The organism is Chryseobacterium carnipullorum, assembly GCF_900142785.1.
GTDB classification, from domain to species: Bacteria; Bacteroidota; Bacteroidia; order Flavobacteriales; family Weeksellaceae; genus Chryseobacterium; species Chryseobacterium carnipullorum.
Genome location: NZ_FRCD01000022.1, coordinates 17,937 through 31,078 on the forward strand (window position 1 = coordinate 17,937; position 13,142 = coordinate 31,078).

9 protein-coding genes are annotated in these 13,142 nt (G+C 39.5%); 4 read left to right on the forward strand and 5 right to left on the reverse strand.

Translation table 11 applies throughout. The features are described 5' to 3' along the window. Positions 1-40: 40 nt before the first annotated feature. From BUC06_RS20470 to BUC06_RS20485, 4 genes are all read right to left on the reverse strand, one after another. Positions 41-3,778: an AAA family ATPase gene (locus tag BUC06_RS20470; protein ID WP_073336014.1), complete on the reverse strand. Its 3,738-nt coding sequence runs from the start codon at positions 3,776-3,778 to the stop codon at positions 41-43. A 1-nt stretch (position 3,779) separates the two neighbouring features. Next, on the reverse strand, positions 3,780-5,018 hold the full coding sequence (locus BUC06_RS20475; RefSeq protein WP_073336016.1) for an exonuclease SbcCD subunit D: 1,239 nt from the start codon (positions 5,016-5,018) through the stop codon (positions 3,780-3,782). Positions 5,019-5,394: 376 nt separating this feature from the next. Further along, entirely contained in the window at positions 5,395-6,024 is a 630-nt protein-coding gene (locus BUC06_RS20480; protein WP_073336018.1) for a response regulator transcription factor, read from the reverse strand. Then, entirely contained in the window at positions 6,017-8,215 is a 2,199-nt protein-coding gene (locus tag BUC06_RS20485; RefSeq protein WP_167367445.1) for a tetratricopeptide repeat-containing sensor histidine kinase, read from the reverse strand. Before BUC06_RS20485 ends, BUC06_RS20480 begins: the two co-directional genes overlap by 8 nt. A gap of 471 nt (positions 8,216-8,686) precedes the next feature. Here BUC06_RS20485 and BUC06_RS20490 point away from each other — a divergent pair, with 471 nt between their 5' ends. The 4 genes from BUC06_RS20490 to BUC06_RS23655 all read left to right on the forward strand — a co-directional run bounded on the left by BUC06_RS20490 (position 8,687) and on the right by BUC06_RS23655 (position 12,518). After that, positions 8,687-9,493, forward strand: a complete 807-nt coding sequence (locus BUC06_RS20490) for a hypothetical protein (protein ID WP_073336020.1) — start codon at positions 8,687-8,689, stop codon at positions 9,491-9,493. Between the two features lie 283 nt (positions 9,494-9,776). After that, positions 9,777-11,312 carry a toxin-antitoxin system YwqK family antitoxin gene (locus tag BUC06_RS20495; protein ID WP_073336022.1) on the forward strand — a complete coding sequence of 512 codons (1,536 nt, stop codon included), beginning with the start codon at positions 9,777-9,779 and terminating at the stop codon, positions 11,310-11,312. 85 nt (positions 11,313-11,397) lie between these two features. Beyond that, positions 11,398-11,982 carry a hypothetical protein gene (locus BUC06_RS20500; RefSeq protein WP_073336024.1) on the forward strand — a complete coding sequence of 195 codons (585 nt, stop codon included), beginning with the start codon at positions 11,398-11,400 and terminating at the stop codon, positions 11,980-11,982. A gap of 194 nt (positions 11,983-12,176) precedes the next feature. Then, a complete protein-coding gene (locus BUC06_RS23655) occupies positions 12,177-12,518 on the forward strand; it encodes a hypothetical protein (RefSeq protein WP_123879545.1) in 342 nt (113 codons plus the stop codon). A gap of 92 nt (positions 12,519-12,610) precedes the next feature. On the opposite strand, the gene BUC06_RS20505 is transcribed toward BUC06_RS23655, so the two are convergent. After that, on the reverse strand, positions 12,611-13,075 hold the full coding sequence (locus BUC06_RS20505) for a hypothetical protein (RefSeq protein ID WP_073336026.1): 465 nt from the start codon (positions 13,073-13,075) through the stop codon (positions 12,611-12,613). Between the last annotated feature and the right edge of the window lie 67 nt (positions 13,076-13,142).

Genomic DNA, 13,142 nt, shown 5'->3' on the forward strand with positions numbered 1-13,142 from the left:
GCCTTTTAATTTGATTTCTTAATCAGACTTCAGATGAATGTTAAATCATAGTACTTACCTCTACTTTGCTTTTTCCACTCTGTTGTTTGCTTACTTTAATCTGAACAGGTATTCTTTCTGTCATTTCCTGTACATGGGAAATGACGCCTACTTTTCGTCCCTGATTATGAAGTCTTTCCAGCGCATCCATGGCAATATTGAGGGTGGTGGGATCCAATGAGCCAAAACCTTCATCAATAAACAGCGATTCCACTTTCATCCTGCTGGACGATAAAGAGGCGAGCCCCAGCGCTAATGCAAGAGAAACCAGAAATGATTCTCCGCCTGAAAGTGAATAGACTGTCCGTACCTCATCACCCATATCAAGATCCACGACCTGAAGTCCCAATGTGGAGGGAATTCGTTCGATTTTATATCTGCTTGTAAGCACTTTCAGATGAATGTTGGCATATCCGAGAAGGGCATCAAGCGTATATTCCTGAGCAATCTGCCGGAATTTCTTACCGTCTGCAGATCCTATAATTTCATTCAGCTTGCTCCAGTTTTCGGTAATGGCTGCCTGTGCTTCAATACTTTTCAGCAAGCCGCCGATTTTATCTTTATTTTCTTTATCCTGTTGCAGCTGAAATCTGAGTTCTCCTTTTTTATGATTTCTTTGTTCTGTTTCTGATTTTGCAGTGGAAATCAAAACATTCAGCTCAGCAGGAGTACGATCAGAGATCGATTTCTCTTTGTGAGTCTCCAGCAATTGTTTCCTTTCGCTGAGGACAGAACCTGCTTTGGTGACTTCTTCTTCGATATCTTGTAATGCAGTACGTTCATTATCAATCCAATCATTATTTAGTGCCAGTATTTCATTGAGTTCAGCAAGGATTAATGTCTGGCTATTTTTTTCATTAAAATGACGAAGCCAGTCCTGGATTTTTTGAACAGCTGCTTTAGATTCTGTTTCCAGCTTGGTTAACAGGCCTAGTAATTCATCTCTTTGAGTATCCGCTCTGGTCATGTTGATGTTCAGTTGCTGCTGTACTTCTTTGAATTGGTCAAACTGTTGCTGTGCCTCATCGATGGCCTTTCTCAACATTGCTTCTGCTTCTTCTGCTGGTTTTCCATCAAAAATGCCATTTCGTTGCCGCTGAATATCGAGGTAGTTTTTGTTCAGGCTTTGATACGCTTCGTTCTTTCTGGTAACTTCTTCTATCAAGCTTTTACCCTGATTTTCCAGTTCTTTTAATGTCGCTTCCAGTGCTCCTTTTGTTCGGATATTTTGTTCCAGTTTCTCCGTATTTTCTTTCCATTTTCTGGCGAATGCATCAATATGTTCTGTAAAAACATCCGGGGTTGCTTTCCAGTTGTCTATCCAGTCAGGAGTAATGAAATAGGGAGAAAGTGTTTTCTCCACTTCGCTGAGGTCAGATGCAGCCTTATCAAGTTCCTTCTTTTTATTGCCTTCCTGTTCCTGAAATAAAGAGATATCACTTTTTAGGTCCTTGATTTGCCCGGTAATCTGGTCAATATTTTCTTTGAGCTCATCGATTTTGCTTTTATCAGCATCCAGTTTTTGTTTTTGGGTAGAATAATTTTGGATCTGGGTCAGCAGATCAGCCTGTTTGTTTTTAAGGGTCTGTAGTTTTTCACGGATCCAGACTTCTTTGTTTTCATCTTCAATGCCATTAGATTCCTGAAGCATCCCCAGCTCTTCCCATGCCTGCTTTTTGCTTACCAAGGCTTCCTGTTGAACCGAAATAGCTTTGGCCTGGCTCTGGATGGTTTCCTGAAGCAGGGTACAGGCCTGTTCCAGCGCAGTATGCTGGCGATAATTGGTAAGATAGGTATTTTCTCTTTCCTGATATGCCTTTTCAAGCTGTGCCAATACATTTTCCAGTTGTGGGTTTTGTTCCTGGTAAGGATGGTGGGTACTGCCACAGACGGGACAGGGCTCATGATCGGTTAGACCTGCTCTCAGAGTTTCTACATTTTCTGCTGATGCCAGTCGCGCATGCTGTAACAGCTGTTCAGAAGTTTCTTTCTGTACTTTTTCGATCGTTAATTGTTGGGTCAGTTTCTGTAACGTTTCCTGCCTGGCCAGGTAATCAGCCTGTTCTTTTAATTGTTTATTCTTCAATACCTCAAGTTCCGTATGAGAATGATAGAAGAGCTGCCAGCTGGCCTGTGCTTTGATGGCGGTCTCAACCGCATGGTCTACCTCAGCCTTATCGGTGGTAAGTTTTTCAATCGGAACCAGCAGAAGTTCTTTGGCCTGCAGGTCATAGGATTTCTTTAGATTTTCCCATTCAGGAGTATGTTGACTCAGGTTAGTTTCTAATTTTAATTTCTGAGCTTCGTTGGTCTTAAGGGTATTCCTTACTTGCTCCAGTCCGCTGGCCGAGACCTGCTGGGTTTCCAGAAGTTTCCGGGCGTCCTGTAGTTTAGAAAGAATAAGATCTCTGTTTTCGGCAATGGGTCTGCGTTCAGCATGATCTGTTTTCCAGTTTTCTGTTGTTTTGATCTGAGCGGAAAGTTCGGAGCATTCCGCTTGCTTTTCTTCCAGTAGTTTCTGATGTCCTTTGTTATTTTCTGAAGCACTTTCTACCTCATCTTTAGCTTTGGTTAATTGCTCTTTTTTCTCAGAAAGTAGGGTGTCCAGTTTTCTGGCCTGCTCCAGCATGGGTAAAGCATCACTGAGGTTTTTGTTTTTCTCTGCAAGCTCATTTCCTGATTTCACAAGCTGAGTTTCGAGTTTTTCCTTTTGGGTTTGAAGCGTTACGATGGTTTCTTTTAAAACAACCAGAGTTTCGGATTTCTCCTTATGCTGTTGTTGGGCATGATTTAGCGCATCTGCCCAGCTTCTTGTTTGCTGTGCCTGTTCTGCTACGTGTAATTTTTGTTTGCGTGGCCACGCATTTGTTTTGATTTCACTGGCCTGCTGTAACGCGGTATTTGCCTGGTCATACTGAGTTTGTAGTACGGTAAGCTGATCGTGCCATCCAATTTCCCGGGTCAGATCTTCTATTTGTTTCTCTGAAATCTTAATGATCGCCTCTAAACTACTTTGTTCTTCCTGCAGCGCTTTTAATTCATCTTCCGTTAAGGTAACAATTCCTTCTTTTTTGAAATTGAGATCACGGAGCTGCTGTTCCTGGGATTTATAATTTTCATAAATCTTTTTAGAAATTTCCGAGTAAATATGAGTTCCGGTAAGTTTTTCCAGCAATGATGATTTTTCATCCTTATTGGCTTTCATAAATGCGGTGAAATCCCCTTGTGCCAGCAGTACAGATCGGGTGAACTGTTCAAAATTCAAACCGATCAGGCGCTCGATTTCTTTTAACGTTTCAGCTTTTTTACCCGGAATATCTGCGTTGGCAGTGATATTCTTTAAGGTAATGGAATCAGACTGCATGCTGCCTTCAGCTTTGTTTCTGGCGCGCCTTACAGTCCAGGTGGCGCGGTAGTTTTGCCCGTCTGTGCCTGTGAAATCCACTTCGGCAAATCCGTCAGCAGTTCCGTCCCGTAAAATACTGCGGACATCTCCCTGACTGAGCGTGCTTCCCTGTACATCATAGATTTCTATACCTGTTTCTTTCGCCTGCAGATATCTGGGTGTTTTACCGTATAGGGCAAGGCACAGCGCATCCAGCAATGTAGATTTGCCGGCTCCGGTGGCTCCGGTAATGGCAAAAATGCCTGCTGAACGAAGAGGTTCCGTGGTAAAGTCAATTTCAGTATTTCCTTCCAGGGAAGCCAGGTTTCTTATGCGTATAGCGAGTATCTTCATGTTATTCTGCAGTTTGGTTTACTTCTTCTGCGGCTTGCTTAAAAAGCTGCAGCAAAGACTCGGGAACTTCTGTATGGTATCGGGATTGATAGACCTTTCCAAATACATCCAAAGGTTGTAGTTCACTCAGTTTTTCCTGGGTAATGAATTCTGGCGTTTCTTTCGTTGAAACATTTTGCTGAGACTTAACTGTAGTAAGTCTTACTTTCTTTCCTGCTAGTAAAGTTTCTACTTTGTGTCTCAAAGCTGGTTCAGGTTCTTCAATAAGTACCAGGACTTCAAGATAAGGTACTTTTTCCCTGATCTCATTATCCATATCCGGTAATTGCTCTAATATTTTAACCACCTCATGCCATGGTTGAGCGGTCTTTGGGATTCTCTGAAGCGGTACGAAAACAGGAATCTCTACCGATTTCAGATTGCTGATTTCTTCATCGAGTTCAAAAACAATCACCTGATGTTTGTAATTAAGTTCGGAAAAAGACATCGGGAGCGGGCTTCCGGAATAGCGGATGTGTTCTTTTCCTCCTATTTTTTGTGCTTTATGAATATGTCCAAGCGCTACATATTTAAGGTCCTGAGGAAAAGCTGTTGCCGGAAGACATTCTACGCCTCCCATAATAGGTCTTTCTGAGTTATTCATGTCACCGGGTTCTGCATGATGGGTATGAAGGTGCCCCATCGCGATGAGCGTTTGTCCTTCCTGTTTTTTCCGGGTAGCATATTCAAATGCTTCCTTGTATAATGCCGCTACGCCTTCTGTGTAAGGATTTTCGCTGCCCGGTATCGAAGGGTAGTCGCCCATTCGTAGAAAAGGAACAGCAAGGCACCAGATTTTGATATTTCCCGAGGCATCCTTTATCGGGATAAGTAGTTTTTCATAGTCTATATTTCCTTCCGCGTCTTTTTCAACCCATCCGACAATATGCACATTGGAGGATTCCAGCAAAGGCTTAGGGGCTTCTAAACGGGATGCCGAATCGTGATTGCCGGCAGTGATGATGATCTGTAAATTTTTATTTCCTCTGGTCGCTTTGTTCAGAAACGTATAAAACATTTTTATGGAGGCAGCAGAGGGATTGGAAATATCAAAAACATCCCCGCTGATCAGCAGAACATCAATATTTTCATGATCTAAAGTCTGAACCAGCCAGTCCAGGAACTGCTGATGTTCATAAGTCCGGTCGTATTCGTGAAATAGCTGGCCTATATGCCAGTCTGCGGTATGGAGAACTTTCATAACAGATGAAAATAATTTGGGATGCGTTTAATGACAGGCTTTATTATGATCAAAAGATGTAATCCTAAAGATCATCCGATGTCATATTATTCCTGTGTCAAAAATATTAATATTAAAATGAAAAAATTTATGGAAAACCATATTTCTGGTCTGTTTTATTGGGATCGCTGAAAGTTTTTGTTTTCTTCTGATCAATACTGCTAAAAATAGGGGATGAGGTTTGAGCCGGGAAAGATTATTTTAACCATCCTTGACAAGGTTTTAAACCTTGCCAAGGATTCTAGGGAAAGCCAGTTTCTAATTTTTTTCCTAGTTGCATACGATCAGTTTTTTAACCCGACTCAGCTTTAACCCGATAATTTTATAGATTTCCAGATTAAGGACGCACTAATCCATATTCCATTGCTAATTTTATTGCGGTGCTTAAGTTGGAGGTTTTGAATTTGACGATCAGGTTTTTGCGGTGACTTTCTACTGTATGAGGGCTTATGCATAACTTATCCGCTATTTGAATCGTGGTAAGACCCAAAGAGGCTTCCATTAAAATTTCCTTTTCCCTGCGGGTTAATTTGGGTACTGCATTGAGTCCGGAATTCGTTTTCATCTCTACAATCTTTTTTGTTTGAGGGCATAAAAATCTCTCTCCCCTAAGTATTGTCTGTATTCCTGAAATTATTTCTGTCACCAGAGCATTCTTCTGGATATAGCCCATAGCGCCTTCTTCTAAAGTACTATTGATGACTGCAAATTCATTGTGCACACTCAGCATGATGATTTGAGTGTCAGGGTATTTTTTTAGTATCGGTTTAATCAGGTCGATACTATTGCCATCGGAAAGATTAATATCCAGCAGCAACACTTCTAAAATCTGGCTTTCTAGTCCTGTAAAAAGTTCACGTGCAGAAGAATAGCAGCCTACTACTGCAAAATTCTCCTGTTGGGAGAGAATGTTTTTTAAGCCTTCCAACAATAATGGGTGGTCATCGGTTATAGCGATTTTAATCATAATCTGTTGATTTGGGAAATTTGATTTCAATATTGGTTCCTATATTGATCTGAGATTCTACTTGCATGATACCTTTCAGGAATTCGACGCGTGAACGGATGTTGTGAAATCCTGCAGAGTGGGAGTGATTTAAAGTGTTGATGTCAAACCCTTTTCCATCATCCTCCACGATAATGACATAATCGGATTCATTTTCGATAAACTGAATAATGATCTGATGAGCTGTGGCGTGCTTTACAGCATTGTTCACCAGTTCCTGAATGATCCTGTATACAAGCAGTTGGCTTTCTGGTGGTAACTGATTGGTATAATATAAAAACTGAACATCAACATCCAGGTTTGGAGTCGTCATTCGGGACACATATTCCGTCAATGTTTCCTGAAGTCCATATTTTAGCAGCAGATCCGGCATTAGATTATGCGCAACATGTCGAAGTTCGTCAACCGCTATATCGATCTGTTCCATTGATCGGTCTATTTGCAGCTGATGATGATCATTAGATTGATTCTTTAATAAAAATAAATTCATTTTTGTTCCGGAAAGTAAACTTCCAAGGCCATCGTGCAGATCCCGGGCTATTCTTCCCCGCTCCTGTTCCTGGCCTTCCAGCATCACCGTAAGGTTGGATATTTTAGAGTCCTGTCTGACTTTTTCCATTTCAAGAAGGTGTAATTTCTCTTTTTGCTTTATGCCTTTTGCTCTCTGAAAATAGGCATAAAGCAACAGGATCAGCAGTAAAGAGACAGAGGCAGTCAACCCGATATAAAATTTGTTTATTTTCTCCTTATAGTCAACTCTGGCTTTATAAAGTTCTACTTCTCGTTTTCTGTTAAAGGATTCCAGTTGTGATAAACGAAGTTCCTGGGCTTTTTTGCTGCTTTCTATTTCAGTCAGTTCTAATTTTCTGAACTGATTCTCTTTCGTTAATTCAAGATTCTCCAGTTTCTGAGTTTGTTGCAGGCTGTGCCAGCTCATTTCCTTCAGCCGCTGTTCCTGTTTTTCTGATGCTAACTGTAACCGGAGCAGTTGCTGCTTTTGCTTTTCCCTTTCATATTGGATCTCCAGTTTTTTGCCCAGAGCAGCACTTTTCTGATCGTAAATTTGTTTGAAGGTTTCCACATAAGCTTTCTGGTAGAATAGAGCCTCTTTAAAATTATTTTCATTTTGAAACAGCTGCGAGAGATTTTCGAAAATTGAAAGCTTGATATTAGGGTCAGGCACTTTGTCATATTCTGCTTCTGCCAATGCGGTCATAAGATATTGTTTCGCTTGTTCCGGATGATGATTCTTTAAAGCGATTTCCGCCAAAAGACCATTCGCAGAGGCTGCGTGATCATGATTTCCGGTTGCGATGCCTTGCGTTTTGGCTAAATTGGCATAATACAGCACCTTATCCTGATAGGAGTCAGGGAAATAATTTAAATATAAATTGGCCAGATTGATGGCTACAAAAGAGAGGTTAGAAGGAATAGGCATATCTGCCTTATGGGCTTTATAGGTCTCCACCGCTCTAATATAGTATGATTCCGCCTGGTGAATGAAAGCTTTGTTGCGGGTAGATTCATAGCGCTTTTCATACAGATATCCCATGGCCATATAAGAATCAAACAAACTCATGGGATCATTCTGCTGCAGGGCAATTTCTAATGATAGCTTACTGTATTTCTCCTGCAGTTCATAGTCATTCCAGTCTGCATAGACACTGTTGAGCTCCCGGTAAACAGATGCTTTTCTACTATTTAAACTTTCAGAATGGGGAGCTTTCTCATAAAAGGAAAGGGCTTTTAAAAAATACCGAACCGCTTCAGCTTCTTTGTTATTACGTTCATGGAGCCAGCCAATTCCGTAAGCTACATATCCTTTTGTTTCCGGGTCTTTTGTTTTTGCTTCATAGAATTGGGCAAGTCTGGAAGCGTTTTCATAAGCTTTCACATCATCCAGCAATCTGTAGTTGATGGCCGTAATAATATATAGGTACGCAGCATATTTTCCGTCTTTTATCTTTCTGGCGTAGGCAATGTTTTCATTTAAAATGCCAAAAGCTTTATCCTGCTGTTTATTGAAAAAAAGGGCTTGTGCATATTTTCCGGTCATTAACATCCGTTGCGTACTTCCCGGGCGATATTTTTTGTACTGCTGTTCCAGACTATGGTGAAGTTCTTGAGCCGAGGCAGCCTGACCAGCTAACACAAAACATAGAATGGTTATATATAAGCGTAAAAAAGAAAAAAAATTGATCAGCATTTTTTAGATTGTCAACCCGGCAAAGTTATTACTTTGCGATTTCTCAGTGGTTATGTTTCCTATTCAATTTATAGAATATTACCACGGATAACAACAAAGAAGAGCCACTTTATAGGTATGGTCAAAACTCGGTATTTTTATAAGAATTTTCAATCCCTGTTTTCGGCTAATTTTGATGATGAAATTAAATTTTCGTTCTTTATAAGTTTTGTTTTCAATGGGATAATCAAACAAACTGGCTGAAAACAGGGATGTTTTGCAATGGCATTTTTTTAACAAATTTGCTCTTTGTATTTTAGAAACAAAAAGTAGGACCACTGATACAGCCGCTGAATTAAAAAAATATAATCAAAAATGATGAGGTGAACGGGAATTTTACGCATTTCATCAATAGGTAATCAACAAAAAAACTAAATAATGAAGAAAACAATATTGACTTTTCTATCCTTGATCGTGATCATTTCATGTAAGGATAAATCGCAGGAAACAAAAAATAAAGGAGTACAGCATAGGAACGAAGTTCAGTCCGATAAAAAATCTGCTGATCCCAAACCTGATCTGGTTGAAGAAAAAAATGAAACTTTAGAAATCCTTCTCCCTAAAGAATACCGGGACTTTGGAAAAGAAAATGATGTGAACGGACTCACAAATAAATGGCTGGATTTATATCAAAAAAACGGAAAGTATTACGTGGGTAAAGCGAACTATACTATTAGCAGAGGTTATTCTGAATGTTCAGGAGATTCTACCAGAATCATCAATTCTAAAAATAAGAGTCTTTTACTAATAGGCAACTCACGACTCGCACAAGGTGAAATAGAAACGGTGAAATTGGTGAAAAATAAAATCTGGCCAAAGGAAAAACTGAAATTCCGTTTTGGAAATAAAGAGTACACTTTGCGTGCAGAAGGAAAAGTGCTGTCATCCGAAAAAGTACATACTGATAACGGAGAAGAACTTTACCAGAATGTAAAAGATTATAAGCTCTACCTGTCTGCAAATAATTCTTCCGAAACCTTATTTTTAGAGGAAGAGTCCTTTAATGATACTTTTGTAGAGTTACTTTTCATAGGAGATATTGACAGGGATGGAAAACCGGACTTTATCTTTGGTGCGAACAGAGATTATGAAGAGGAGCGGGTGATTTTATATCTTTCTTCCCAGGCAAAAAAGGGAAAACTGATTAAAAAAGCAGCAGAAATAGCGATTCAATTTGATTGTTAAAACAATTATTACAAGTTCACCAACATTATTTTCTCATTAAGAAAGGTTATACTAAGGCATTCATTTACCTTTTGTCATTTTATGTCGGGTCTTCGCGATGGTACAAATTAGCTGAAAACAGGGATTTTCTATCTTCGTCATTTTGCAGACCTTTGTTTCAATTATTTCAGGACACAAAAAAAACACAATGATGAAATTTTTCCTTTTGTTGGAAAAATAGATATCAAACGATGACAGAAGCTAATTTTTATGGCTTTTGCCTACGTCTTAAACCTTTAAAAACATGAAAAAATTATTGATGTCAGCGGTTTTTGCCCTGGTCATAAACATCCACGCAGGAGCACAGCAAAAAATTTATTTTGATGAAAACTGGCAGAAAACCACTCAGGACAAAATGGAATTCTACCGGGAAACTGAGAACAAAGGAAAACTTACGTTAATCAGAGATTTTTATAAAAACGGAACTCCTCAGATGGAAGGTCTTGTTTCGGATGCTACGCCGGGCAGCGAAGTGTATGAAGGTAAAATTACCTGGTATACTCCTGAAGGTAAAGTGATGAGCACGGGAACTTTCTCAGGAGGTAAGCAAGTGGGAGCAGCTAAGTCTTTTGATGCGCAGGGAAGGATTTTAGAGGATTTAATGTATAAAGAAGACGGTACCTTTACAGGGAAAATATACACCTATAAAAATCCGGAAGAAATGTCCTATCTTAATATTGTGACGACGTATGATTCCCCCGATAGTTTTCAATCAGTAGGTTATGATGAAGATCCTAAAGGAATACGCTATGAAATCATCAGTGACGGCAAAGAGAAGTATGAAACCAGATTTTATGGTGATAAAGGAAAATATATTGGCACCAACCATTACGGAGATTCCGGCAATAATGTGATGGTCGGTTATTATCAGGATCCGATGAAAGTCTCCAAAATCGAAAAGCAGGATAAAGACGGAAAGGTGACAGAAACCGTTATCTACTCCAAAAAAGGAGAAATTCTGCAGGAAGAAAAGAAAAACAAAAAAGGAGGGTATCAAAAAACCTATGACGAAACGGGTAAACAGATCGGTCATCTTACCTACCTTTATGATAAAGAAACCAATGAGTACAAGCCGCAGGACGGCGAAGATTATCAGTTCAATTATAATTTTATCAGTTTCACTGCTATTACAGTGTATAAAAACGGGGTAGCGGTCCTGAATAAATATTTTGATGAAGACGGAAAATTATCCTCCGAGCAGGTATCAGAAGATGAGATGACCCAGGAAATCAGATATTATTATCCGGACGGAAAATTAAAAGGAGCAGTGACTTACAAAGATGATATGCCCTATGATGGGACTTTGTACGAAGGACTTTCTGAACAGCAGTATAAAAACGGAATACTGGTGCATTCAAAATTTTTCACATCAGATGAAAAATTAAAAGCGGAAACAAAGATCAATGCAGATCAAACCCTATACAACTCTACTGTTTATGATGAAAACGGAGCTATTGCTTACACCTACAGCCACCCGGTAGAGCAGGGGGAGGGTTTTACCGCGCAGATTGTACAGTATGCCAAAGGAAAAGCGGCCAGTAAAGCGGTGGTAAAAGACGGGGTACTTGAAAGCGGAAAACTTAAATACAAATCTGAAGCCGGTGTAAAGGAGCTGGAGCGCAACGGAAAGTGGATTATCATAAAGATTTATAATCGTGACGGAAAACTGATTCAGGATTCCAAGGTTCTTGCAGAAACACAGGAGCCCGATACTTACAATGCATCAAATACGCTGATCACGGAGTCTGATCTTCAGTATGAATTTTATGAATATTTATAAACTATTGTGCTGATAACAACCGTTGAAACATCGGCATTCCAAAGAAGGTAATACGGATGTGAAACTACTTTGAAACCCCGTCACCATGATCAATACCAGATTTTTAATTCTATCTTTTTTAGCTGCATTGCCGATATTAAGCTGTCAGAATGAAAAAAAGGACCCACCCATAAACCAAATAACCCGAAAACCATCCTATCATAAAAAGGCCAGCCAACCGCAGGAAAGTCATTTACCAAATCCAAATTTAAATACCAAGGACATCATCGTTTTATCACAAAAACACAGTCCCAATTCAATTTCCTGCGATTTGGATGGAGATCATTTACTGGACACCGTGAACATTGTTCAAAACACAGAAAATAAAAAATACGGTTTGGAAATTATTTTCGGGAATAAAAAAGTGGACTATATCGGCATGGGCAAAGATATTTTGGGGCAGGGATTTGATGATCTGGATTGGGTCGGAGTTTTTGAAAAAGCCCCAAAAGGCGAACTCTACTGGAATAACGTCAATGACGATGGAGACATCATGAGCGATGAAGACGTAAAGGAATCTGATAAAATAAAACTGCCCCACGACGGTATTTTTATTCATCAGGAAGAAGCTTGTGGCGGTGGCGTTATCTATTGGAGGGACGGAAAATTTGACTGGATACAGCAGGAGTAGAGTCAATCCTGTTCTATGCCACTCGTTCCCTGTATTTTTAGCAGCTAGTCATCAAAAAAGGGATCATCTTAAAAACCAAATACCACTTGAAGATCAATTATTCCATTCTGCTGTATCTTTTATGCATTCCATTAGGATATAATTTTTCTCTGTCGGCTGATGGCAATTTTTCCGCTTCACGGACAGTATGTTTCATGATCGCCCTATTAATGACCCTTTATGGAGGATTTCTTAATGCGAAACATCAAATGAAATACCGGTCTGTTCTTTGGATATTCTTCGTCAATCTACTGTTAATATTGGGGTATATTATTTCAAATGGAGGCACTGGAAATAGTTCTTTATTCGGTGGCGACGATTGGACATTAGGATTTTTCCTGATAGAGTATTGGCTTAATATGCACTGGACTTATTTAAGTTTTATCAATCTTCCGTGGTTCAGCAGTGATTTTACCTTCTTATTGATTTTGATGTGCAGTTCTTTTCTGTTTCCGTCGATTGGTTTTCTGATCGGGAAATTCTGGTGCAAAAGATGAAATAAACGAACTGAGTATCCCATTAAAAAAAGAGATTCATAAAATTTTTAAGAATAAAATATTTTCTGAAATGACTGGAAAAGTTTAAAAAATTAGCGCAGAAGAGACCAGATTCCAACAGCAATTCCGGCATAAACCGTTACCGTAATAATATCAGCGATTGGTTGTGAAAAGCGTTTTTCCCCAATTTTCTCGGCATTGATCTGGTTCTTGTGGAATTTCAGGATTTTTTTAGGCTGATGAACGGGATGAACCACCAGACTGTCGCTTTCCCACTTGTCCACGATTACTTTATAGGTTTTGCCGTCAACATTAATCTTAACATTTTTATTAGGGGCAAGTCTCTCCTGAATATTAATAGGGGCGGGCGCTTGTTGTGCGTTCGGATTTAGAGATTCAGCTGTTTTCATTTGCGCTGAACTCATATTGGTAGGAGCTCCTCCTTTTTTTAACTCTTCATTATTAGCGGTCGCCGGATCTGCTTGCTTTTTTACCTGATACGTATAGCAACTGCTAAGACAAAATAATATAATGATGAAATAAAGATTCTTTTGCATGAGCCAAATTTAAGAATTAAACGGAATATTTAAGAATTTCTTGTAAAAGATCCTGTTTTAAACAAAA

Excerpts from the sequence above, each read along its gene's own strand:
- BUC06_RS20500 (WP_073336024.1), top strand. The coding sequence starts at position 11,398 with ATGATCAATACCAGATTTTTAATTCTATCTTTTTTAGCTGCATTGCCG.
- BUC06_RS20475 (WP_073336016.1), bottom strand. The coding sequence starts at position 5,018 with ATGAAAGTTCTCCATACCGCAGACTGGCATATAGGCCAGCTATTTCAC.
- BUC06_RS23655 (WP_123879545.1), top strand. The coding sequence starts at position 12,177 with ATGATCGCCCTATTAATGACCCTTTATGGAGGATTTCTTAATGCGAAA.
- BUC06_RS20495 (WP_073336022.1), top strand. The coding sequence starts at position 9,777 with ATGAAAAAATTATTGATGTCAGCGGTTTTTGCCCTGGTCATAAACATC.
- BUC06_RS20490 (WP_073336020.1), top strand. The coding sequence starts at position 8,687 with ATGAAGAAAACAATATTGACTTTTCTATCCTTGATCGTGATCATTTCA.
- BUC06_RS20470 (WP_073336014.1), bottom strand. The coding sequence starts at position 3,778 with ATGAAGATACTCGCTATACGCATAAGAAACCTGGCTTCCCTGGAAGGA.
- BUC06_RS20505 (WP_073336026.1), bottom strand. The coding sequence starts at position 13,075 with ATGCAAAAGAATCTTTATTTCATCATTATATTATTTTGTCTTAGCAGT.
- BUC06_RS20480 (WP_073336018.1), bottom strand. The coding sequence starts at position 6,024 with ATGATTAAAATCGCTATAACCGATGACCACCCATTATTGTTGGAAGGC.